The sequence below is a fragment of the Flexivirga meconopsidis genome (assembly GCF_026162425.1).
In the GTDB taxonomy this organism is placed as follows: domain Bacteria; phylum Actinomycetota; class Actinomycetes; order Actinomycetales; family Dermatophilaceae; genus Flexivirga; species Flexivirga meconopsidis.
This window is the reverse complement of record NZ_JAOBQJ010000003.1, coordinates 35744-58891: the sequence shown is the minus strand read 5'-3', so window position 1 is coordinate 58891 and position 23148 is coordinate 35744. Positions and strand designations below refer to the sequence as shown.

Annotated in this window: 21 protein-coding genes; 10 read left to right on the top strand and 11 right to left on the bottom strand. The window is 68.9% G+C overall.

The features are described from left to right. Positions 1-20: 20 nt before the first annotated feature. Positions 21-533, top strand: a complete 513-nt coding sequence (locus N2M23_RS10010; protein ID WP_265445228.1) for a COG4315 family predicted lipoprotein — start codon at positions 21-23, stop codon at positions 531-533. Here N2M23_RS10010 and N2M23_RS10005 read toward each other — a convergent pair. From N2M23_RS10005 to N2M23_RS09985, 5 genes are all read right to left on the bottom strand, one after another. Beyond that, positions 527-1078, bottom strand: coding sequence for a TIGR03086 family metal-binding protein (locus N2M23_RS10005; protein WP_265445226.1), 552 nt, complete (start codon positions 1076-1078; stop codon positions 527-529). The two genes, N2M23_RS10010 and N2M23_RS10005, sit on opposite strands and share 7 nt — an antisense overlap. Before the next feature lie 62 nt (positions 1079-1140). Further along, positions 1141-1581, bottom strand: a complete 441-nt coding sequence (gene aroQ / locus N2M23_RS10000) for a type II 3-dehydroquinate dehydratase (RefSeq protein ID WP_265445225.1) — start codon at positions 1579-1581, stop codon at positions 1141-1143. Between the two features lie 8 nt (positions 1582-1589). Beyond that, on the bottom strand, positions 1590-2087 hold the full coding sequence (locus N2M23_RS09995) for a hypothetical protein (RefSeq protein ID WP_265445223.1): 498 nt from the start codon (positions 2085-2087) through the stop codon (positions 1590-1592). 38 nt (positions 2088-2125) lie between these two features. Then, positions 2126-3955 (bottom strand): NHL domain-containing thioredoxin family protein, encoded by a 1830-nt coding sequence (locus N2M23_RS09990; RefSeq protein ID WP_265445221.1) that lies wholly within the window; start codon positions 3953-3955, stop codon positions 2126-2128. 9 nt (positions 3956-3964) lie between these two features. After that, entirely contained in the window at positions 3965-5401 is a 1437-nt protein-coding gene (locus tag N2M23_RS09985) for an MFS transporter (RefSeq protein ID WP_265445219.1), read from the bottom strand. 106 nt (positions 5402-5507) lie between these two features. Here N2M23_RS09985 and N2M23_RS09980 point away from each other — a divergent pair, with 106 nt between their 5' ends. Next, positions 5508-6284, top strand: a complete 777-nt coding sequence (locus tag N2M23_RS09980; protein WP_265445217.1) for a MerR family transcriptional regulator — start codon at positions 5508-5510, stop codon at positions 6282-6284. 221 nt (positions 6285-6505) lie between these two features. Then, positions 6506-7132, top strand: coding sequence for a hypothetical protein (locus tag N2M23_RS09975; RefSeq protein ID WP_265445216.1), 627 nt, complete (start codon positions 6506-6508; stop codon positions 7130-7132). A gap of 63 nt (positions 7133-7195) precedes the next feature. Here N2M23_RS09975 and N2M23_RS09970 read toward each other — a convergent pair whose 3' ends face one another. Continuing rightward, complete coding sequence (locus N2M23_RS09970; RefSeq protein WP_265445215.1) at positions 7196-7621, bottom strand: hypothetical protein; 426 nt, start codon at positions 7619-7621, stop codon at positions 7196-7198. A gap of 127 nt (positions 7622-7748) precedes the next feature. On the opposite strand from N2M23_RS09970, the gene N2M23_RS09965 reads away from it, so the two are divergent. After that, a complete protein-coding gene (locus N2M23_RS09965; protein WP_265445214.1) occupies positions 7749-8375 on the top strand; it encodes a LysE family translocator in 627 nt (208 codons plus the stop codon). A gap of 290 nt (positions 8376-8665) precedes the next feature. Here N2M23_RS09965 and N2M23_RS09960 read toward each other — a convergent pair whose 3' ends face one another. Further along, positions 8666-9460, bottom strand: a complete 795-nt coding sequence (locus N2M23_RS09960; RefSeq protein WP_265445213.1) for a carbon-nitrogen family hydrolase — start codon at positions 9458-9460, stop codon at positions 8666-8668. After that, complete coding sequence (locus N2M23_RS09955) at positions 9460-11469, bottom strand: bifunctional copper resistance protein CopD/cytochrome c oxidase assembly protein (RefSeq protein ID WP_265445212.1); 2010 nt, start codon at positions 11467-11469, stop codon at positions 9460-9462. Before N2M23_RS09955 ends, N2M23_RS09960 begins: the two co-directional genes overlap by 1 nt. Before the next feature lie 75 nt (positions 11470-11544). Between N2M23_RS09955 and N2M23_RS09950 the strand changes: the two genes are divergently transcribed. From N2M23_RS09950 to N2M23_RS09940, 3 genes are all read left to right on the top strand, one after another. Then, on the top strand, positions 11545-12432 hold the full coding sequence (locus tag N2M23_RS09950; RefSeq protein WP_265445210.1) for a maleylpyruvate isomerase family mycothiol-dependent enzyme: 888 nt from the start codon (positions 11545-11547) through the stop codon (positions 12430-12432). 140 nt (positions 12433-12572) lie between these two features. Then, complete coding sequence (locus tag N2M23_RS09945; protein WP_265445208.1) at positions 12573-13085, top strand: MarR family winged helix-turn-helix transcriptional regulator; 513 nt, start codon at positions 12573-12575, stop codon at positions 13083-13085. Beyond that, the gene (locus N2M23_RS09940; protein WP_265445207.1) at positions 13082-14836 is read left to right on the top strand and encodes an MDR family MFS transporter; all 1755 of its coding nucleotides are present in this window, start codon (positions 13082-13084) and stop codon (positions 14834-14836) included. The genes N2M23_RS09945 and N2M23_RS09940 overlap by 4 nt, the downstream gene beginning before the upstream one ends. Positions 14837-14912: 76 nt before the next feature. Here the strand turns inward: N2M23_RS09940 and N2M23_RS09935 are convergent, their stop codons facing one another. Then, complete coding sequence (locus tag N2M23_RS09935) at positions 14913-16433, bottom strand: amino acid permease (protein WP_265445206.1); 1521 nt, start codon at positions 16431-16433, stop codon at positions 14913-14915. Between the two features lie 273 nt (positions 16434-16706). Next, positions 16707-18545: a sulfoacetaldehyde acetyltransferase gene (gene xsc, locus N2M23_RS09930; RefSeq protein ID WP_265445204.1), complete on the bottom strand. Its 1839-nt coding sequence runs from the start codon at positions 18543-18545 to the stop codon at positions 16707-16709. Positions 18546-18729: 184 nt separating this feature from the next. Between xsc and N2M23_RS09925 the strand changes: the two genes are divergently transcribed. The 3 genes from N2M23_RS09925 to N2M23_RS09915 are packed head-to-tail and all read left to right on the top strand — an operon-like array spanning position 18730 to position 22168. After that, positions 18730-19545 carry an IclR family transcriptional regulator gene (locus N2M23_RS09925; RefSeq protein ID WP_265445202.1) on the top strand — a complete coding sequence of 272 codons (816 nt, stop codon included), beginning with the start codon at positions 18730-18732 and terminating at the stop codon, positions 19543-19545. After that, positions 19542-20501, top strand: a complete 960-nt coding sequence (locus N2M23_RS09920) for an AAA family ATPase (protein ID WP_265445200.1) — start codon at positions 19542-19544, stop codon at positions 20499-20501. Before N2M23_RS09925 ends, N2M23_RS09920 begins: the two co-directional genes overlap by 4 nt. Continuing rightward, the gene (locus N2M23_RS09915; RefSeq protein ID WP_265445199.1) at positions 20498-22168 is read left to right on the top strand and encodes a cobaltochelatase CobT-related protein; all 1671 of its coding nucleotides are present in this window, start codon (positions 20498-20500) and stop codon (positions 22166-22168) included. Before N2M23_RS09920 ends, N2M23_RS09915 begins: the two co-directional genes overlap by 4 nt. Here N2M23_RS09915 and N2M23_RS09910 read toward each other — a convergent pair. Then, a complete protein-coding gene (locus N2M23_RS09910; RefSeq protein ID WP_265445198.1) occupies positions 22161-23147 on the bottom strand; it encodes a phosphotransacetylase in 987 nt (328 codons plus the stop codon). The genes N2M23_RS09915 and N2M23_RS09910 overlap by 8 nt on opposite strands. Position 23148 lies beyond the last annotated feature (1 nt).

The window sequence follows — 23148 nt, the reverse complement described above, 5'->3', positions numbered from 1 at the left end:
CCGATGAGAGGAGACCTGCGATGTCGACCCGAAAGCTGCTGGGAGCCGTAGCCGCCACCGCCACCGCGATGGCATTGACGGCGTGCGGATCGAGCGGGGGCCAGCAAACCGGCTCGCCATCGGCGTCAGCGACCGCTTCGTCGGCGGCCTCTACCTTGAAGACTGCGTCCACCAGCCTCGGCACCGTCGTGGTCGACAACGCCGGCCGCACCGTCTACGTCTTCGACAAGGACACCAAGGGCACGGCCAAGAGCGCATGCACCGGGCCGTGCATGGCCAAGTGGCCGCCAGTGCCGGCCGGCGCAGCGCCGAAGGCCGACGGGGTGAGCGGCACCCTCGGCAGCATCACCGGCAACGACGGCACGAAGCAACTCACTCTCAACGGCTGGCCGCTCTACTACTTCGCCAGCGACAAAGACGCGGGTTCGGTTGCGGGGCAAGGGGTTCAGAAGGTCTGGTGGGTGGTGTCGCCGACCGGCGACAAGGTGACCGAGACGGCCGCCCCGAGCAGTGACCAGGGCGGCGGTTACTGAGCGCTCGGCTGCCAGAGTGGGTCGCGGCCGGTTGCCGCGATCAGTCGCTGCACCCGGTCTGCGTCCGCGGGCACCGCTGCGCGCGGCCCGAACGGCCCGTCACCCTCCTGGCCGAACATCGCGACGAACCGGTCGATCTGGTCGAGTTGGTCGCCGTCGGCATGGAAGCCCTGCCCGGTCGAGCGCGCGAGGTCCCACCCGTGGACGGTGAGTTCCTCGATCGCGACGACCGCGTTGTCCTCGGCCGACATGTCGACCCCGCCGGCCGATGCGCGGCCCTCCCAGGCGGAGGGCTCCCGCCATACCGCGGCGAGCTCGTCGAGCTGAGCGGGTATGGCGGTGCGCCAGTCGTCGACAAGCGAGGTCGGTGGGTGCACCGGCGCCTTGCGGGCGTTGGTCGTGAACACCGACGAGAACTGGTGGATGTGCGCGAGCAGGTCGCCGACGGTCCAATCGCTGCACGGCGTCGGCCGGTCAAGCTGGTCGTCGGCGGTGCCGGCGACCAGGGCGCTCATGGTGGTTGCGGCAGGTCCGAGGTCGAACACGGGGAGTCTCCTTCGCGGGGTCGGTCACCATGCAGACCGGCCGGCCGCCGGAAACTCATCGGTCAGTCGGCGGCCAGTGCGACGAGCCGGCGCAGCGCCAGCTCATACCCCTGTATGCCGCAGCCCACGATCACCCCGGACGCGAGGTCGGACAGGTAGGAATGATGCCGAAACTCCTCGCGGGCGAACACGTTTGAGACGTGCACCTCGACGAACGGCACGCCGGTGGCGGCGAGCGCGTCACGGATGCCGACCGAGGTATGGGTGAGGGCGCCGGCGTTGACGATCAGGCCCGGGCTCTTGGGGCGCTGCTGGATCTCGTCGATCAGCGAGCCCTCGTGGTTGCTCTGGAAGAACTCGATGCCGACGCCGAGCTCGCCCGCGACCTGCTCGCACCGGTCCTGCGCCTCGGTGAGACCGGCTGCGCCATACAACTGCGGCTCGCGGGTGCCGAGCAGGTTGAGGTTGGGGCCGTTGAGGACGGTGAAGACCGGGCGCGTCATACCGGCAATTATGCGGCCGGGCCCTCGTCGCGCACGTCGTGCACCGCCGCGACCGCGTCCCGCAGCCGACCGATCCAGTCGTCCTCGTGCTGTCCGACCAGGCGCACGCACCAGGCCAGCGCCTCCGAGCGCGACCGAGCGACGCCCGCGTCGACCAAGGTGTCGAGCACCCGTCGCTCGGGCTGCCGCAGCCGGGTCATCACCGGCACCGCGAGGTTGGTGAACACCTCGCGGGTGTCACCGCACTGCGCACCCCAGGCCACCTTGCCGCCGAACTTGTGCTGCGCCTCGTCGGCGATGCGCATCCGCTCGCCACGGGTGTCCTCGCGCCAGCGCTTGATGCGGCCCGCCTCGGCTGCCCGGGCGGCAGCCTCGTCGCCGTCGACCTTCGGCGCGGCCAGGGTGCCGACGACGATGATCTCCTCGCGGTCGACGGTCACCTCCGGCGCACCTTCGAACCACTCGTCGGGCAGTCGCCCGGCGAACCAACCCTCGATTTCGCTCATGAATTGATTACACGCTTACATGATTACGTCGTCAAGGGTCAGACGCCGCGCAGGTCGAGGGCCAGCTCGGCGGGCGCACCTGCGGCCAACCGCACCGGGATGCCCCAGTCCTGCTGGTAGAGGTGGCACGCGGCATGCTCGGGCAGCTCGCCGGTGACCGGGTCACCGTCGCAGGCCGCGGCGCGCACCGAGATGTGCAGCACGCCGCCAGCGGCTTCCGGGGCGAGTGCGAGCGTCCGGGTCAGACCCGGCGCGGTGCCCTCGCCCGCGGCGAGCAGGTCCGGCGGGCTGGCCGAGATCATCAACTGCGTCGGGTCGCCATATCGGTAATCGAGCTTCTGCCCGGTCGGCGGAGCGAAATTGACTGTCAAATCAAGCCTTCCGGGTGCCAGCTCAGTCTCGGGCCGCCGAGTCTGGCGAGCATCGCCGGCGACCACCTGCGCATCCGCGGGTATGGCGACCCGGGTCACTCGATGCGCGGCCGACTCCACGACGAGCAGTCGCGCGGCGTCGCCGTCCTGCTCCACCAGCACGTCGCTCGGCTCGGCGAGACCCGTTGCGAGAGTGCTCATCTCGCCGGTAGCCGGGTCGTAACGGCGGACCGCGCCGTTGTAGGTGTCGGCGACCGCGACCGAACCGTCCGGCAGCTCGGTGACGCCGAGAGGGTGTTGCATCAGGGCGTCCGCGGCCGGACCGTCGACATGGCCGAAGTCGAAGAGGCCCTTGCCGACATACGTCTGCAGCCGGAAACCGCTGTCGTCCAAGGCGATCGACCGCAGCGCGGAGGTCTCGGAGTCGGCGATCCAGACCCGCGAGCCGTCGGCTGCGGTGGCCAGTCCGGACGGTTGCGCGAGCAGCGCGTCCTGCGCCGGCCCGTCCAGCAGGCCCTCACCGCTGGTGCCGGCCAGCACCGCGACCGAGTTGTCGGCCGTGTCCTGCGCGAGGTGCAACGCCCACAGCTGATGGGTGCCCGCCATGGCGATCACCACCCGGTCGATCCACCAGGCCAGATCCCATGGTGTCGAGAGCGGTTGCTTGAGGGCCGGTCCACTGCCGGAGCGCTCGCGTAACTGCTCGCCGGTGCCGGCCTGCACCCGAATCTCCCCGTCTGACAACCGGATCGAGGCGACCCGATGGTTGACACTGTCGGCGACGAGCACGTCGTAGCCAACCCGAGCAGCAGCCTCGTCGGGCAGCACCAGCAGCCCTTGTGGTTCGTTGAAGACCTCCGGTCCGCCGAACCGAGCCCGCTCGGTCTCCAGGTCGGCCTCCAGCTGCACCACCTGATGATGAGCCGTGTCGGACACCAGGTAGCTGCCGTCGCCGACGGCGGCGATCTTGCCGGGGAAGCGCAACGCGGTCTGCGCGGCGGCCGGCGGCACGTAAGGGCCGTCACCCGATCGGAGCGTGCCCTTGGCGCGGTGTTCTTCCAGGAGTTCGCGGATCAGCACCGTGAGCCCGTGCGCATGCCCTTCACCGGACAGTTGCGCCACGACATACCCCTCGGGGTCGATGACCACCAGCGTCGGCCAGGCCCGGGCCGTGTAGGCCCGCCAGGTCCTCAGCTCCGGGTCGTCGAGCACCGGGTGATGCACGGCGTAGCGCTCGACCGCGGCCACCAACGCGTCCGGATCGGCCTCGTGCTCGAACTTCGGCGAGTGCACCCCAATCAGCACGAGCTGGTCGGCGAATTCGCTTTCCAGCGAACGAAGTTCGTCCAGCACGTGCAGACAGTTGACGCAGCAGAAGGTCCAGAAGTCGAGCACCACCACCTTGCCGCGCAGGTCGGCAAGGCTGACCGTGCGGTCGCCGGTGTTCAGCCAGCCCCGACCGGCGAGTTCGGGTGCGCGCACCTTGGGGAAAGTCATAACTGGTGATTATTCGCTGCGTGGGACGTCGGTCGCGCGGCGGGGGCGGATCACCAGCATCGCGATCACCACCCCCAGCAGCACGACGGCGACGCTGACCGTGAAGGTCTGATGCATCGCATCGACAAACGCCTGCCGGGCCAGACCTGCGCCGGAATCGTGCCCGCGCATGCCGCGGGCGAGCAGGCTGCCGAGGCACGCCACACCGAGTGCGGCGCCGGTCTGCAGCATCGTGTCGTTGAGTGCCGACCCGACCCCTGCCTGGTCCGCAGGGATCGCACCGGTCAGCAGAGTCATTGCCGCGGGCTGCGCCATACCGGCCCCGACACCGAAACCGACGAAAGCGGGCGCGAGCGCCACGTAGGACGAGGCGACGCCAACCGTCAGCAGCAGCGCGAATGCCGCCGCAACGATCACGAGCCCGAGCGACAAGACTCCGCGTTGACCGATGCGAGCACCGAGCGAAGTCGCGATCGGTTGGACGAGGAGCATCGCCACCACCAGGGGCAGCAGCGAGATCGCAGCCTGCGCGGGCCGGTAGCCAAGGACGGACTGCAGATACTGCGTGAGCACCAGAAGGAATCCACCGAAGGTAAACATCACCAGCACGATTGCGAAGCAAGAGCCGCTGAAGTCCCGGTTTCGGAACAAGCTCAGCGGGACCATCGGGTGCTTGATCACGGACTCCCAGACGAGAAAGAGCACGAGCGCGACCAACCCGGCGAGCAACACCAGCCGCACCGGAGTGGTGAAACCCCGTGGGAGCTCGATGATCGCCCACACCAGACAACCGGTCCAGATCACCGATAACAGTGCGCCAACGGGGTCGAATTCGCCGACCGGTCCCCGTGATTCGGTCAACAAGAACAGTGCGGCCGCCAGGGCCAGGGCAGCGAGCGGCACATTCAGCAGGAAGATCGACCCCCACCAGAAATGCTCCAGGAGCAGGCCACCGACAACCGGGCCACCGACCAGGCCGAGCACCGACATGACCGCGAAGCTCGACATCGCCTTCCGGCGCTCCTGCTCGTCCGGGAAGTAGACAATGAGGATCGACATGGTGCTCGGCATCATCAACGCACCACCGAGACCCATCACAAACCGGGCCGCAATCAGCAATTCCGCCGAATCAACCCAGGCACCGGCCGCTGATGCAGCCGCGAAGAGCAAGAGTCCGATGATCAGCAACCGTTTACGGCCGAACCGGTCGGACAAGCTGCCCGCCAGCAACAGCAGCCCGGCGAACGGCACCATGTACGCAGTCAGCATCAACTGCAGTTGCTGATTGCTCGCGTCCAGGTCGGCCGCCAGGGTGGGCAGCGCAACGTTGAGGACCATGTTGTCCATCTGCAGCAGCAGCATCGCCAGACACATCGCAATGAGCACCCACCATCGGGCGCGGGTGGGCGGAGCAGCGGTCGGCACTTGAGTCGTCGAGGTCGTCATGCCGAGCACTGTGAATCCTTGCCGCAGCGTCAAGGTCAAGGCCAACGGCCGCCGCTGGACGTTGCCCCAACGTCAAGGTTCGATAGTGGGGATGGAAGGAGGCGCCATGCTCACCATTGGCCAGGTCGCCCGGCACCTCGCCATCACGACACGAACGATCCGCCACTACCACCGAATCGGGTTGCTCCCCGAGCCGGCACGCGACGCTTCCGGATACCGGCGGTATGACGCAAGCGCGGTCGTCGAGCTGATCAGGATCAAGACGCTCGCCGACTCCGGGGTGCCACTGTCGCGGATCCCCGAAGTGCTCGGCGCGGTTCCGCACGATTTCGCCGAGCAGGTCGACGAGATCGATCGACGGCTCACCGAGCAGATTCGGCTGCTCGAGCAACGCCGGAGGCGGCTGCGCGCCCTGCGAGCGGGTGACCGGTCCTACCTGAGCGACCAGCTGAGCGACTACCTCGAGGCGCTCCGCGCGCACGACATCAGCGATGCGACGGTGACCCTCGAGCGGGACAGCTGGTTGTTATGGACGACTGTCGCACCCGAGGCCGTGTCCTCGTGGCTGGCTCAGAAGCTGCATGCCCTCGACGACACTCGCTTCGTCGAGCTCTACCGCACATTCGACGCCGCAATCCACGGGGACACCGCGGCGAGGGATCGACTGTGGGAGGAGACAAGCAGCCGTGGTGCCGCCGCCTACCGGTCCGCCGACTGGGAGGAGCTGGCGAGCTCGCATCCGGTGGCTGTTCGCTTGACCCGCGAACTCTTCGAGCAGCACTACGCACCCCTCGGACTGCCGATCGAAGTCACCGGGTTCACCGCCCCGACGAACGCGGACGCAGCCGAGGCGCCTACGTCGGTAGTGCAACCACCGATGTGACCTTCCCCACGCGCTACTGCGCTGAACGGCGCCAATTGGCGGGCAGCGCAATCGTGGCGTGACCCCCGTCATACGCCTTTTCAGGTAGCCGCAGACGATCGTCCAGGACATTTGTCAGGGTCGACCTTGTCGGATGTCAGGGGCATCCGATCTCCGCGGGACCAACCCCTTACCGGACTGGCACCGCCGTGCACCGACACACGTCATGAGGAGGACTCTGCATGTCCGCAACACCCACCAATCCGAGCCGTCGCACCGTCGCCAAGGGCGCCGCTTGGACCGTCCCGGTCGTCGCCACCGCGCTTGCCGCACCCGCCGCGAGCGCCTCGACCGCCGGCCAGGACGTCGTGGTCAGCTCCAGCTGCTACGGCCTGACCATCCTGGGCGTCGGCGCGTCGTTCCCGCAATTCACGATCACCGCGGTCGGCGCGCCGATCGAGGCCGGCTCGACCTTCACCCTGACCGGCAGCGGCCTGGCCAACCTGACCCTGGGCGGGCCGACCGGCTTCTTCGACTTCAAGCTGCTGAACGGCGGCGCGATGCAGATCACCCTCAACCAGACCATCCCGGCCGGCGGCAGCCAGACCGTGCGGGTGACCGGCATCATCTCCAAGCAGGTGCTGAAGACCTACACGCTGAGCGCCACCAACATCATCGGCAACGCCAACTCGGTCAAGAGCAACGACACCGCGTCGGCGAACCTCACCGGGGTCAGCGTGCTCGGTCTCATCGTCGGCTACTGCGGCACCCAGGCCGCGGTCGCGGCTGCGCACCAGAGCAACCTGCAGAAGGTGGCGCAGATGTCCCCCGAGCAGCGCGCGAAGATCTCGGCCGCCGCCGCGAAGTGACGCCCGCCGCGTGCTGACCATCGGCCGGCCGACGCTCCTGGCGTCGGCCGGCCGAGCCGTCGCTCAGGCCGCCGGCGGGGAATAGCCCTGCGGTGCCTGCGGACCCACGCCTGGAGGCGCGATCCCGGAGCGGATCAGCTTGGCGATCTGGTCGATGCGTTCCTCCGAGGCGTTCCAGCCCTTGACCCGCTCGGTGTAGACCACCTCGCCCTGATCGTGTACTTCGATCGTCCACGGCTCACCGTGCAGCGCACGGACGAGCAGGACCACCGGCAGCAACACCAACAGCAGCAGGAACTCGCCGAAGAACACCACCAGGACGAGGATCACCGGCACGGCGACCACCGCGACGATGACCATCGAGATCGGGTCGTCACCGAGGTCCGGGACCCAGTCCAAGCCTTCGAGGCCGCCCTCCTTGCGCCGCCATGGCAGCCAGCGCCGTTTGACCTTGTAGGTCGTGCCCCACGGGCTCGCAGCCTTCTCCATCGCGTTGCTCCCCTCCGGTCCACGTGCTGCGGCACTGTATGGCGCAGGTGTTCCCCGGCGCGGGCGTCCGCGGCCAGGTTGTGGACAACCCCGCCGGCTGCGGGCTGCGCCGCCATACGATCTGCCGGTGGCGCAGTATCTGTCCTTCGTCGCGCTGGCCGTGGTGCTGGCGCTCGCCCCCGGCCCCGACTCCCTGCTGACCCTGCGCAGCACGCTGCTCGGCGGCCGCCGTCGCGGCGCCTGGACGATCGCCGGGATCACCGTGGCCAACATCGTGCAGGGCACGCTGGCCGCGTCCGGGCTGGGCGCGATCCTCGTGCACGCCGAGACGCTCTTCCGGGTCATCAAATGGGCCGGCGCGGCATACCTCGCCTATCTGGGTTTCCTCGCGATCCGTGCGGCGTGGCGGATGCGGTCGGTCGACGGGGTGGACGCGGCGCAGGCTGCCCGGCCGCGTCGCCCGTGGGCGGCGGCTCGGCAGGGCTTCCTGTGCAACATCACCAACCCGAAAGTGCTGGCCTTCAACATCGCGGTGCTGCCACAGTTCGTCGGCGAAAACGCTTCTGCCGCAACGCTGCTCACCTATGCGTTCACGCTGGCTGCGGTCGGCACGGTGGTGCTGGTCGCCCTCGTCGCGATCGCCGGCGTCGCCTCGCGGGTGCTGCAACGGCTGACCGTGCGGCGCAGCATCGAGGGCGCGACCGGCGCGGTGATGCTCGGTTTCGCGACCGCGCTGGCGGTCGAATCCAGCTGAGGTCGGCGCCAGCGACCGGGGCAAAGTAAGACCGGCGCAAAGTCCGACCGGCGCAAAAGTCACCGAATAGGTGGGCGACGCGCCGTGCGGGCCCGGATACTCGGCGCGTCAGCCACCTTTTCGGTGAGAAACGCCCGGTCCCAAACGCCCGCCCCCACGGACACAGGCACGTTTTCGGTGAGAAACGCCCGGTCCCAAACGCCCGCCCCCGCGGACACAGGCACCTTTTCGGTGAGAAACGCCCGGTCCCAAATGCCCGCCCCCGCGTAGGGCGCCGCCGGCCTCCTGACTCAGAGCCGGCGATCCGCGAGCACCGGGAAGTCGGCGCGGAACTGCCCGATCGACGTCACGTCGTAGTCCACACGCAGCATCTCCTGCTCGTCGCCCGCCTCGGCGAGCACCTCGCCGGTCGGTGCGACGACCGCGCTGTGGCCGCCCATCTGGGTGCCCGCGTGCGTGCCGGCGGTGTTGCAGCCGAGCACCAGGCACTGGTTCTCCACCGCACGCGCCCGCAGCAGCAGCTGCCAGGCGTCGACCCGCGCCATCGGCCACGCAGCAGGTATGACGAAGGCCGTCGCACCCTGGTCCAGTTGCGCCCGATAGAGCTCGGGGAAGCGCAGGTCGTAACACGTCGACAGCCCGGCGCGCAGCCCCTCCGCATCGAGAAAGACCAGGTCGGTGCCGGCCTCCATCAGCTTCGGCTCGCCGCCGGCGAAACCGAACCGGTGGATCTTGCGGTAGGTCGCGAGCAACTCGCCGGAGGGTGAGAACACCAGCGAGGTGTTCCACAACGACTTGCCCTCCGGGCCGGCCTCACCGGATGCCGGGTGTTCGGCGATCGACCCGCCGTGCAGCCAGACCTTGGTGTCCGCCGCCGCAGCCGCGAGCGCCTGCGCCACCTCGCCGGCGACGTCCTGCGACCGCTGCGGCCACTCCCGGTAGGCGAAGCCGCCCGCCGACCACAACTCAGGCAGCACCACCAGGTCCGCGCCGGCCTGCTCGCGGATCAGCCCGACGACCCGGCGGGTGCGTGCGGTGAGCGACTCGTTGTCGTCATACGCGAGTTGGATAAGGCAGATGCGCATCAGTCCTCCTTGTTGCCGGCGCCCTGGCGGGCACGCGAAGAGAGGTATTCGTTGTAGGCGCGAAGCTCGGCATCGCCGTCCCGGTCGGCCCGGCGCTCGGCCCGGCGACCCTCGGCCTCGTCCTGGCGGTACCACTCGTAGGCGATCAGCATCGCGAGCACGAAGCTGGGCAGCTCACCGGCACCCCAGGTGACCGTGCCGCCACGCTGCTGGTCGAGGATCGGGTCGGCCACCCAGGACAGGTCGAGCACCGAGAAGAAGTCGGGCGCGAGCAGCGTGGTGCCGGTCATCAGCGCCACCCCGAAGAAGGCGTGGAACGCGATCGTGACCAGCAGCACCAGCATGCGCAGCGGCGGCGACCATCGCGGCGGCCCGGGGTCGATGCCGACGAGCGAGTAGGCGTAGACGTAACCGCTGAGCAGGAAGTGCACGACCATCAGCACGTGCCCGGTGTGGGTGGTGAGCGACTGGTCGAACCACGGCGAGTAGTAGAAGCCGATCAGCGTGCCGAGCATGAAGACCGCCGCCACGATCGGGTTGGCGAAGACCGCGAAGACCCGGGAATGCACGACCGCAAGGATCAGCTCGCGCAGCCCGAGCGTGCCGTCGTGCCGCCGCGGCAGCGCACGCAGGGCCAGCGTGATCACCCCGCCGCGCACCAGCAGGATCGGCACGAACATCGCGATGCCCATGTGCATCAGCATGTGCGCCGAGAACATCACCCGGCCGTAGATCGCCGGGGCGCCGTCGATCAAGTAGAGGAACACCAGCCAGCCGGCCACCCAGCAGATCGTCCGGGCGATCGGCCAGCGGTCGCCGCGGCGGTGCAGGCGCCATACCCAATGCAGGTAGACGCCGATCGCGACGACCGCGAGCGTGGTGAAAAGCCACTCCACGCTCCACTGGGTGAACCAACGCGCGAGGTCCGGTCGCGGCGGGGTCGGGTAGCCGGTGAGCGAGAACACCCGGTCGGTGGTCTTGAGCTCGGACTCCCCACCCACCGGAGGTTCGGAGCGCGAGAGCGCGGCACCGAGCCCGACCGCAACGCCCATGACCAGCGCCTCGACGAGGGCGAGTCGCACGAACGCCGACCGGGCCGGGGTCGAGCCGCCGTCGGCGCGCAGCCGGTCGACCACCCGCTGCCGCTGGAACCAGCCAAAGACCCCGAGCCCGAGCAGCGCAACAATTTTGGCGAGTATGACGACGCCGTATTTACTGTCCAGCCCGCCGAATCCGCCCAGCCGGATCCACGCGTTGAGCAGCCCGGACAGCCCGACGGCGACGTAGCACCAGGTGGCAATTACCGAGAAGCGCGCGATCACGTCGGCGGCACCCTTGCCGAGCCGGGACCACATCAGGGTCAGCGCGAGCAGGCCGCCGACCCAGATCGCGACGCCGATCAGGTGGAAGAGCAGGGAGTTGACCGCCGCGTCGTGGTCGGTGCTGGTGGCCGCGTGGCCGATGAGCGCCATCGGGAAGAGCGCGACGACCGAGACGAAGAACAACCACGCCTGACCGCCTCGGCCCACCCCGGCGAAGGCGACGGCGGCGATGACGAGCGCGGCGATCGCGGTGATCGCCGGCGCCCGCAGCAGCTCGAGCTGCCACGTGGAGTCCCAGGCCCCGGACCAGTAACCAGCCGCTCCGAGGTGCACCCCGGAGATGTCGGAGTAGCTGAGCAGCACGCCGGCGATCCCGGCGAGGCCCCAAATGAGCGCGGCCCAGCCGGCATACCGGCCGGTGCGGAAACGCCGTGCCGACCGCTTTCCCTCCGGCATCAGCAGCCCGCCGAGCAGCAGCAACCCGATCGTGGTCGCGGCGGCGAACTGGAACACCGTGGTGGTCAGTGGGATGCCCCACCGCACCACGGCGCCGGGGTCGAGCAGTTGCAGCGGCTTGGTCGCGCCGGTGAACTGCAGCGTGACGGCGCACGCGGCGAGCCCCGTCACGACCGCGGCGGCGATGGCGAGCGGCCGAGAGTGCGGGGCTGCGGCGGGCTTGTCGGTCACGGCATGAGCGTATGTCGTGCGGGCGTGAATGCCGACTTTGGTTTGCCGGCCGTCCACACCGGTTACGTTGGGCGTATGCCGACGCGCTCGCTCCCGCCCGAGGGTCTCTCCGAACTCGTCGAGGCCTACGCCAACACCGCACAAGCCGTGCTCGACCTCGGATTCACCTGCCGCCCGGAGGATTTCGACAAGCCGACTCAGGCGCCGGGATGGACGGTGAAGGACCAGATTTCGCACGTCGTCGGGGTCGAGAGTGCGCTCGCCGGCAACCCGGATCCCGCGGTGGAGGTGCCCGACCACCCCTGGCTGCGGCACGACATGGGCCGCGCCATCGAGCAGTCGGTGCAGTTGCGGCGGGACCGGCCGGGCAGCGAGGTGGTGGCCGAGTGGAAGCACCTACTGCCCCGGCGGCTGCGCGCGCTGCGCGACCCGGAGCTCACGCTGGAGACCGAGATCGCCGGGCCGCTCGGCGGCACGACCACCCTCGGCGACCTGCTGGGGCTGCGCATCATCGACATCTGGGTGCACGAGCAGGACCTGCGCGAGGCGCTCGACCGGCCAGGCAACCTCGACTCCCCGGCCGCGGCCGAATTCGTCGCCAGAGTCCTACGTGGCTTCCCGCGCCGCGCCGCGCTCGCCGGACTGGAACCGGGCACCTCGGTGATCATCGAGAGCACCGGTCCCGTCCTTGCCCGGGAAGGGGTGCGGGTCACGCCCAAGGGCGACGGCTCCCTCTGGGGCGAGCCGCTCTTCTCCGGGCAGGCACACGTGGACGAGACCGACGAGAGCACCGGCGAGGTGATCGTCGTGCCACCTGGCTCGATCACCACCATTCGCCTAACCACCGAGGCGCTGACCCGCCGCGGCGCCGGACGGGTGGCGACCGCGCAGTTGCGCTACTCGGTCGAGGGTGACGAGACGATTGCCGCCAAGGTGCTGGACGAGCTCGCGATCACGCCCTGAGCCGCTGCGGCCGTCGATTTGGTGCATCGAGCACCGATACATATAGTTGTGTGCCGCAAGCAAATTCTGCTTGACTGGGCTGCTCCCTCTCTTACGGGTGTTCGTCAGCCGTTACCCGCCTCGCACGAAGGATCTGCAGCATGCCCATCGACCACGATGTCGCGATGGAGCTGTCGACCGAACTCATCCACATGGTGAAGAAGGTCGAGTCGCTGCGAGCGCACTCCCCGCGAGTGCACGCCGGGGCGGAGCCCTCGTCATACCCGCTGATCTTCGCGCTGACGAAGGGCCCGGCACGGGTGTCGGCGCTGGCCGAGCTGATCCACTCCGACGTGTCGACGGTGAGCCGGCAGGTGACCAACCTGGTCTCCCACGGGTTGGTCGCCAAGGTCTCCGACCCGGACGACCGCCGGGCGCAACGGGTGGCCCTCACCCCCGCCGGCGAGTCGCTCGTCGAGCGCCTGCAGGTCGGGCGCGGCATGTGGTTCCAGACCCTGCTGGAGAGCTGGGACAACGACGAGGCCCGCGACTTCGCAGCGCACCTGCGGCGGTTCGTCGACCAACTCGGCGCAGAACTGGGCCGGCTGCGCGCCGCCGGCGGCGAGCTCCCGGAATACCCACCAATCCCCGACTCCCGAAAGGATGTTTCGTGACCACCCAGACGGCGGCCGCCAAGGCCCCCACGGACGGTGAATACAGTCACCGGCAGATCCTGACAATCCTGTCAGGTCTGATGCTCGGCATGTTCCTGGCCGCGCTCGACCAGACGATCGTCAGCACGGCGATCCGGACGATCTCCGATGACCTGCACGGCCTGTCCGTGCAGGCATGGGTGACCACGGCCTACCTGATCACCTCGACGATCGCGACCCCGATCTACGGCAAGCTCGGCGACCTCTACGGCCGCAAGAAGCTCTTCCTCTTCGCGATCACCGTCTTCATCATCGGGTCGGCGCTGTGTTCGTTCGCCACCTCGATGTACATGCTCGCGGCGTTCCGCGCCATCCAGGGCATCGGCGCCGGCGGCCTGATGACGCTGGTGCTGGCGATCATCGGTGACCTGGTGCCGCCGCGTGAGCGCGCGAAGTACACCGGTTACTTCATGGCGACCTTCGGCACCTCCTCGGTGCTCGGCCCGGTCATCGGCGGCATCCTCGCCGAGACCAACACCTTCCTCGGGATCACCGGCTGGCGCTGGGTGTTCCTCGTGAACGTGCCGATCGGCATCATCGCGCTCTTCGTGGTCTCCGCGACCCTGCACCTGCCGCACAACCGCCGCGAGGCGCGCATCGACTGGTGGGGTGCCGCCGCGCTCGTGGTCTGCCTGGTGCCGCTGCTGACCGTCGCCGAGCAGGGTCGCTCCTGGGGCTGGGGCTCCGGCCGGGCGCTGCTGTGCTACGTGATCGGTGCGATCGGCCTGATTGCCTTCGTGCTCGTCGAGCGGATGATGAAGCAGGACGCGCTGATCCCGTTGCGCATCTTCCGGCTGCGCGCCGCCTCGGTGACCATCGTCGCCAGCGTGATCGTCGGCATGGGCATGTTCGGTGGCATCACTGTGCTGCCGCTCTACATGCAGATCGTGCACGGCGCCTCGCCGATCCAGTCCGGTCTGATGATGCTGCCGATGGTCGGCGGCCTGATGCTGGCCGCGATCATCTCCGGTCAGATCACCGCCCGCACCGGCAAGATCCGCATCTTCCCGATCATCGGCACGCTGGTCGCGACGATCGGCCTGCTGCTGCTGTGGCGGATCAGCGCGGACACCGCCCTGCCGCTGGTCATGGTCTTCATGTTCATCGTCGGCCTCGGCCTCGGTAACTGCATGCAGCCGCTGACGCTCATCGTGCAAAACGCCGTGCCGCCGCGCGAGATCGGCGTTGCCACCTCGGCGGCGACCTTCTTCCGCCAGGTCGGCGGCACGCTCGGCGTCGCGATCTTCCTGTCGATCCTGTTCAGCACGGTCGGCGACAAGATCAAGGATGCGCTGACCGCGGCGACCAAGGCCGACCCGTCGCTCGCCTCGCCGGAGAACCGCAAGATCATCGGCACGATCTCCTCGCAGGTCGAGGACAACTCCGACGTGCTGCAGCAGTACTCCGACAAGCTCACGCACCCGTTCAAGGTCGGCTTCGCCGACTCGATGGACATGATCTTCCTCTGCGCGGCAGTGGTGATGTTCATCGGCTTCCTGGTGCTGCAGCTCATGCCGCAGGTGGAGCTGCGGGCCCAGTCGGCGCAGGCCGCGGCCGCGTCGGAGTCGGCGGCCAACGCCGGGGCACCCGCCGCCACCGACGAGCCGGTCGCCGCTGGTGTGGCGGCCGCCGCCGGCCGGCACGAGGCCGCGGAGGACGCAGTCGCCGACGACGTCGACGAGACGCGGACCCCACGGCACGCCGCCGAGTAGCGGGCTGCGTCATACGAGCAAGGAGGGAGGTGTCGGACCGACACCTCCCTCCTTCAGGTATGACGGGGGCCGCGCATCAGTCGCCCCGCCGGCGGGTCTCGACCAACTCACGCATCCGCCGGGCACGGTTGCGGGCGCTGACCGACTTGTCCGGCACGTCGACAATCGCGAACGCGGGCGCCGGGCGCTCAGTCTTGTTCGGCCCGGGGACGGCACGCTGCTCGCCGACGCTCGGGTGGCGGCGCGACCACCACTCGTAGACCGCGAGGATCACCGCGAGTGTGACCAGGCTGAGCCAGAACTGCGAGCGGGTCTTGTCCATGAAGGCCATCGCCAGGATCACCACGGCCATGAGCGCGATCGTCAGGTAGCTCAGCCACGGGAAGAGCCACATCCGCAGGACCGGGCCGCCCGGCAGCTCCCGGTCGAGCCGACGGCGCAGCGCGACCTGGGACACCGCGATCGCCAGGTAGACGAACAGCGCGACCGCGCCGTAGGAGTTGACCAGGAAGTTGAAGACCTTGTCGGGCGAGACGTAGGCGGCAATCACCGAGACGTAGCCGACGAGCGTGCCGGCGAAGATCGCCCGGCGCGGGACACCGCTCTTGGACAGCTTGGTGAAGGCGAGCGGAGCGTCGTTGTTGCGGGTGAGCGCGAACAGCATCCGGGAGGAGGTGTAGAGCGCGGAGTTGAGGCAGCTCAGCACGGCGGTGAGCACGATGAGGTTCATGATCGTGCTCACCGCCGGGATGCCGAGCACGCCGAGCACCGCGGCATACGGGCTGACGCCGACATTTTCGGCGTTCCACGCCTGCACGGTGACCACGACGAAGATCGAACCGACATAGAAGGTGACGACCCGCACGATGATCGACCGCATCGCCTTGTGGATCGCCTGGGCCGGGTTCTCCGACTCGGCCGCGGCGATGGTGACGATCTCGGCGCCGGTGTAGAACGCCACGCACGGGACGACCGCGGCCAGCACCGCGCCCCAACCCATCGGCGCGAAGCCGCCGTGGTCGACCAGGTTGGAAAGGCCCGGGGTCGAGTCCGGCCAGAGGCCGGTGATCCACAGGATGCCGGCGAGCAGGAAGAGCGTGATCGCGACGACTTTGATCGAGGAGAACCAGTATTCGAATTCGCCGTAGGAGCGCGCGCTGACCATGTTGGTGGCGGTGAGCAGCAGCATCAGCCCCAGACTGAGCACCCAGAGCGGCACGCTCGGCACCCAGAGCTGCAGGATGCGCCCGCCGGCGACAGCCTCGACGGCCACGACGATCACGAAGAAGTACCAATACATCCAGCCGACCGCGAATCCGCCTCTGCGGCCTAGGCATTCGCGAGCGTAGACATAAAAAGAGCCGAGCGCCGGCTTGTTGACGGCCATCTCGGCGAGCATCCGCATGATCAGCACGGTGATCAGGCCGGCAATCAGGAACGACACGACCGCGGCCGGGCCGGCGTCCTCGATGACCACGCCACTGCCGACGAACAGACCCGCTCCGATCACCCCACCCAGGGCGATGAGGTTCATGTGGCGTTGTTTCAGGCCCTTACCCAGACCACTGTCCGTGGTCGTGTCATCAAGGTCACCCATAGGTCTTGCCTCCGTCTCCCGCCGACACCGTCTGCACCCAAAGATTGGTGAATATGTTTGCGGTTATTGGTGATTCGATTCAGCCATTAGACCGGCACCACGGCGGGGGCGGGAGTACCAACGAGCGCACCGATGGTGGTACCAGTTATGAGCCAGATCACATCCAGGACACCAGTGTCCGCCCACAAGCCGCGAAAGGCCCGCCCCGCGCCGGTATGACGCAAGGCGAGCCCCTCACTCCCCCGCCCCCGATGAGGTGGGAGCGCCGACACCTCACACGTAGTCGGCGTACTTCTTCAGCAGTCGCACCGGCTTGGACAGGGCATCCCGGCGGAACGGGTCGCCGAGCTCCCGGGTGCACATGATCTCGATGACCGTGGTGACGCCGTCCTCCAGCTGGGCCTTGACCGCCGCCTGCAGCGCCGGCCCGACGTCCTCGAGCTTGTCGACGGTGACGCCCTGCGCCCCCATCGATCGGGCGACCTCGGCGAAGCTCGGGTTGTCCAGCTCGCCGGCGACGAATCGCCGGTTGTAGAAGTCGACCTGGTTCTTCTTCTCCGCGCCCCACTGCCGGTTGTGGAAGACGATCGAGGTGACCGGGATGTGGTGCCGCACCGCGGTCATGATCTCGACCATGCTCATCGACCAGGCGCCGTCCCCGGCATACGAGATCGCGGGCCGGTCCATCGCGGCGGCCTTGGCGCCGATGATCGTCGGCAGGGCGTAACCGCAGTTGCCGAAGCTCATCGGGGCGAAGAACGACCGCGGCTCCTCAAAGCGCAGGTAGGAGTTGGCGACCGAGTTGATGTTGCCGATGTCGGTCGACACCATCGCGTGCGGCGGCATTGCCTTCTCAAGCTCACGCAGCACCTGGCGCGGGTGCAGCCAGTTGCCCTCCTCACCCTTCGCCTCCTCGATCATGTCGAGACTGAAGTCGTCGCGCTCGTGGGTCCACTCGTCGAGTTCCCGCTCCCAGTCAGCCTTTTCGGTCGCGATGCGGTCGGCCCGCTCGGCGCGGGTGGCGTCGCCGGCCAGTGTGCGGTCGGCCAGTCGCTCGATGAGCGCCTCGGCTGCGGCCTTGGCGTCGCCGCAGATGCCGACCGAGATCTTCTTGACCAGGCCGAGCATCTTGTGATCGGCATCGACCTGGATGATCTTGGCGTCCTTGGGCCAGTAGTCCATGCCGTGCTGCGGCAGGGTGCCGAACGGCCCGAGGCGGGAGCCGAGCGCCAGCACGACATCAGCCTGGCTGATCAGCTTCATCGCCGCCTTCGATCCCTGGTAGCCGAGGGGACCGCACCACAGCGGGTGGCTGGCCGGGAACGAGTCATTGTGCAGGTAGGAGTTGACCACCGGCGCGCCCAGACGCTCGGCGAGCGCCTTGCACTCCTCGACACCGTCGGCCATCACAACGCCGCCGCCGGACACGATCACCGGGAACTTCGCGGAGGCGAGCAGATCGGCCGCCTCGTCGAGCGAGCGCGCGCCGCCGGGGCCGCGGTCGAGCACCTGCGGCTGCGGGATCTCGCACTCGAGCTCGCCGTAGAAGTAGTCGCGGGGGATGTTCAGCTGGGTCGGGCCGATCTCGGAATGCGCCCGGTCGAAGCAGCGGGCGGTGATCTCCGCCATCCGCTTGGGGTTGTTGACGTGCCCCTGGTATTTGGTGAACTCGGCGAACATCGGCAGCTGGTTGGCCTCCTGGAAGCCACCCAGGCCCTGCCCCATCGTGCCGGTCTCCGGGGTGACGATGACGACCGGGCTGTGTGCCCAGAACGCGGCCGCGATCGCGGTGACACAGTTGCTGATGCCGGGGCCGTTCTGCCCGATGCAGACGCCGTGCCGGCCGCTGACCCGGGCGTAACCGTCGGCCATGTGTGCGGCGCCCTGCTCGTGGACGACGGGGACGAGACGGATGCCGGCCGGCGCAAAGATGTCCATCGCGTCCATGAAGGCCGAGCCCATGATCCCGAAGATCGTGTCCACCCCATTGGCGGCCATCGTCTCGACGAATGCCTCCGACGGCGTCATGCGTTGTACGCCGAACGCCTCGCCGCGGCCGGCGACCTGCGTCTCCAGCACCTGCTCCTCGATGTTTTCTGCCAGGTCGGTCATCGCCTCGACTCCTTCATGCTGATCGCCGATATGGTCCCGAAAAATGGAACCTCACGGTCGGTATTACTGAACACATTGGACAGTAGGAGGCGCCATCGTTTAGTGTCAAGGAAATCCCGTTTTTCGGACCATCACGTGCCGGTTTCCGGATCTCCCGACTGCCGGCACAACTCGGAGGTATGACGTGAGCAGCCCCGCCACCGACGCCAATCCCGTTCTGGCAACACAGCATTCGCTCACCGGCGAGACCCCGGCGCTGCGGTTGTTCGCACTGCTGGAGCTGATCGGCGGCAAGGATCATTTCGTCACGCTGCAGGGCCTGGTCGACGAGACCGGCCTGCCGAAGGCGACCGTGCACCGGATGCTGCAACAGCTCGAAACCGCCGGCCTCGTCGTACGCCAGGCCGACGGCCGGCACTACGGCACCGGCGCACGGCTGCGCAATTTCGCCGAGACGCTGATGCTCAACACCGTGCAGTTCGGCGCCCGGCACGCGGTGCTGCGCCATCTGGTGGACCAGACGGGTGAGACCTGCAACATCACCGCGCTGTCCGGCGACGAGGTGGTCTATCTCGACCGGGTCGAGACCGACGCCCCGTTGCGTTTCCTGCTGCACCCCGGATCACGGGTGCCGATGCACGCCTCCGCAAGCGGTAAGCGCATCCTTGCCCAGCTGGACCCCGATCAACGGCAACGGCTGCTCGGTCACGTCCCGCTGCAGCGCTACACCCCCAACACGATCACCGACCTCGCCGAGTTCGGCGCCGAGCTGGACCGCATCGCCGCACAGGGTTACGCGATCGACAACGAGGAGTACCTGCCCGGACTGGTGTGCGTCGCCGTGCTAGTGCCCGGCGGTCGGGAGCGGTCCAACCTGTGCGTCGCCGCCCAGGCACCGGTGCTGCGCGTCGCCCCCGACGCCGCCGCGGAGCAACTGCTGCCGCCACTGCGCAAGGCCGCCGAGGCACTCCGCGAGATCGAACGCGAGGGCAACAGATGAATGACGCACCCGAAACAGCCCAGGTGCGAGAGCTTTTCGGCATCGACACCTCGATGCGGGTGCCGGTGGCAACGCCGCCACCGGAGCTGGCCGAGCACGTGCCCCAGATCGATCCGGCATACGTCTTCGACCCCGATGTCACCCTGGCGATCCTCTCCGGCTTCGCACACAACCGGCGGGTGCTGGTGCAGGGCATGCACGGCACCGGCAAGTCGACGCACGTCGAGCAGGTCGCGGCGCGGCTCGGCTGGCCGTGCGTGCGGGTCAATCTCGACGGACACCTGTCCCGGCTCGACTTCGTCGGGCGCGACACGGTGGTGCTGCGCGACGGCGTGCAGGTGACCGAGTTCGCCGAGGGCATCCTGCCGTGGGCACTGCAGCGGCCGGTCGCGCTCCTGCTCGACGAGTATGACGCGGGCCGTCCCGAAGTGATGTTCGTGCTGCAGCGGGTGCTGGAGCGCGAAGGAAGTCTCACCCTGCTCGACCAGAGCCGGGTGCTGCATCCACACCCCGGCTTCCGGCTCTTCGGCACAGCCAACACCGTCGGGCTCGGCAACACCAGCGGGCTCTACCACGGGGTGCAACGCCTCAATCACGCTCAGCTCGACCGGTGGTCGGTCGTCGCCGCGCTCGACTACCTGCCCGCCGAGCGCGAGGCCGAGATCGTCGTGGGCCAGGTGCCGGGCCTGGTCGGTCGCGACGAATTGGTCAGCGGCATGGTGCAATTCGCCGCGCTGACCCGCTCCGCCTTCGCCGCCGGCGACCTGTCGACACTGATGTCGCCGCGGACCGTGATCGCCTGGGGTGAGAACGTCGAGATCTTCGGCGACGTCGCGCGGTCCCTCCGGTTGTCCTTCACCAACAAGTGCGCAGAGGACGAGCGAGCCCTGGTCGCGCAGCTCTTCCAGCGGTGTTTCGACGCCGATCTCGACGACGTGCTGCCAGCGACGGCATGACGGCGACGACCGGAGCAGGCGGGTCGTCACCCGACACGACAGCCGCTGCCGCGCGCGCCATGTCTCGGGTGCCACGGCTGGTCCGGCGCGGCGAGGTGCTGGTCACCGGCACCGGCAGCCCGGTGTCGGCCGCGCACGTGGCGACCGCGCCCGTCACCGACCCGAGGCTCGGGCCCGGTGTCGCCGATGCGGTCGCCGCCCGGCTACGCCACAGCAGCGCGCAGGTGCACGAGGAGTTGCTGCCGGCCGACCCGCTCGCCGCCGTCGTCGTCGAACTCGCCGAACAGCTGCGTTGCGAATCCCTCACTCCCGCAACACTTCCCGGCACCGTGCGCAACCTCAACGGATTGTTCGACGCCTGGCTCGACACCGCCCACGCGGCGGGCGCAGCCGACACCGAGCTCGGGCTGCACGTGCTCACGGTCGCGGTGCTGTTGCGATCGCGGCTGCTCGCCATACCGATCCCGGCGGCGCTGGAGGACGAGATCGAGGGGACGCGCTTCGCCCTTGCCGGCGAGATCGGCGCGCCATTGCGCTCGCTGCGCCGGTTGCGGCACGACCAGCGCGCGTTCGCGAAGCGGGCGCGGCTGATCGGTGCGGTCCTCGCCGCGCGATTCCCCGCCCCGCCGACCAAGCAGACCGGCGACCTGGTGCGGCAGTTGGGTTTCGTGCCGTTGGTCCAGCAGCAGCCGCCGCCCGCCGGCGACGAACCTGGCGGCGCGGCCGGCGAAACCGGCTGGGGGCGCCAGGTATTGGCCGACTACCGCGTGTTCACCACCGCGTACGACCGGGTCACGGACGCGACCACGATCGGTCGGGCCTACCAACGTGCCCGCTGGCAGGCCGAACTCGACAGGCGGCCCCGGCCGGTGGCACCGCAACGCATCGCCCGTGTGGTGACCGGCCGGCTGTCGGCGCCCACCGTCGATGACTGGCGCGGTGGAGCGGAAGAGGGCCTGCTGGATGCCGGTCGGCTCGGCGGTTTCATCGCCTCGGGCAGCACGGAAGGCATCTTCCGCACCCGGCACACCGTCGCGCGCCCTGACGCCGCCGTCACCCTGCTGCTGGACTGCTCTGGGTCGATGCGCACTCACGGCCGCGTTGTCGCGACGCTCGTCGACACCATCGGGCGCGGCCTCGATCTGGCCGGAATCCCGTTGACAGTGCTCGGTTTCAGCACCGTCGACTGGCACGGTGGAGCCGCAGCGCGTGACTGGAAGCTGGCTGGTGCGCCGGAGCATCCAGGCCGGCTGGGCGGCGTGCATCACCTCGTCCTGGTGCCGCCCGGCGCTTCGTGGGCCCGTGGACGCAGCGGCCTCACCGCGTTGCTGCGCCCGGAGCTCTTCGCCGAGGGCGTCGACGGCGAGGCGCTGCAGTGGGCGGCCGGTGTCGCCGCGCAGCAGGACGCGCGCCGGCGGACGCTCGTGGTGATCTCAGACGGTGGACCGATGTCGACGGCGACCCGGGACGCGGAGGGTTCGGCATACCTCGATGCCCACCTGACGGCTGTCGCGGACCGGATCGAGCAGGCCGGCGAGGTGCGGCTCGGCGCGATCGGCATCGGCGCCGACTTGAGTCCCTTCTATCGACGCACCCGGGTGGTCGACGAGGATGACGACCTACCTACCGGGCTGGTGCACGCGATGCTCGACCTCGTTCTCAGCTGACGGCGGCGACCTGCGCCCGCACGCTTGCCTGCAGCGCGCTGATCAGCGCCACGTTGACGACGTCCTCGGCGCTGCAGCCGCGGGACAGGTCGTTCATCGGGGCGCGAAGCCCCTGCAGGATCGGGCCGTATGCCGCTGCGCCGCCTATGCGTTCGGCGATCTTGTAGCCGATGTTGCCCGCAGCCAGGTTGGGAAAGACGAAGACGTTGGCGTGGCCGGCGACGCGGGATCCGGGGGCCTTGCTGGCTCCGACGGCGGGCGCGAACGCGGCGTCGAACTGCAGCTCGCCGTCGACGCGCAGGTCCGGCTCGCGGCCGCGGATCGCGGTCGTCGCGTCCCGCACCGTGCGGACGCTGGCGTGGTCGGCGCTGCCGCTGGTGCTGAAGGACAACATCGCGACGGCCGGCTCCTCCGCAGCAAGCGCGCGGAAGGTGCCGGCAGTGCCGATCGCGATCTCCGTCAGGCCCGCCACGTCGGGTTCGGGCACGACCGCACAGTCGCCGAATGCGACGAGTCGGCCGGTGGGCAGCCGCATCAGGAAGCAACTGGATAGCAGCGAATTGCCAGCCGTAAGACCGATGCCGGTGAGCGCGGCGCGGATCACGTCGCCCGACGCGTGGATCGCACCGGCAACGGCCGCGTCTGCTTCGCCGACCCCGACCGAGGCCGCCGCGAGCAGCAGCGGATCGGTCGAAGCGGCTCGCCTGCGGTCACCCGTCCACTTCTTACGGGCGGCGATCGCATCGAGACGGTCGGCCACCTCGCTGGTCTCGCACTCGTAGACCGACCGGCACTCCAGCGCACGCGGGAGGTCAGCTCGCCACGGACCGATCAGCAGCGGGCGGACGCCGTGCTCCAGGAGCTGGGTGGCCGCTCGCCGAACGCGCGGGTCATCACCTTCGGGCAGGAGCACCGTCGCCGGACCCGGTCGAAGCGACGCGAGCCGCTTGGACCAGGTCCGGCTCAGTGAGTCGGTCATT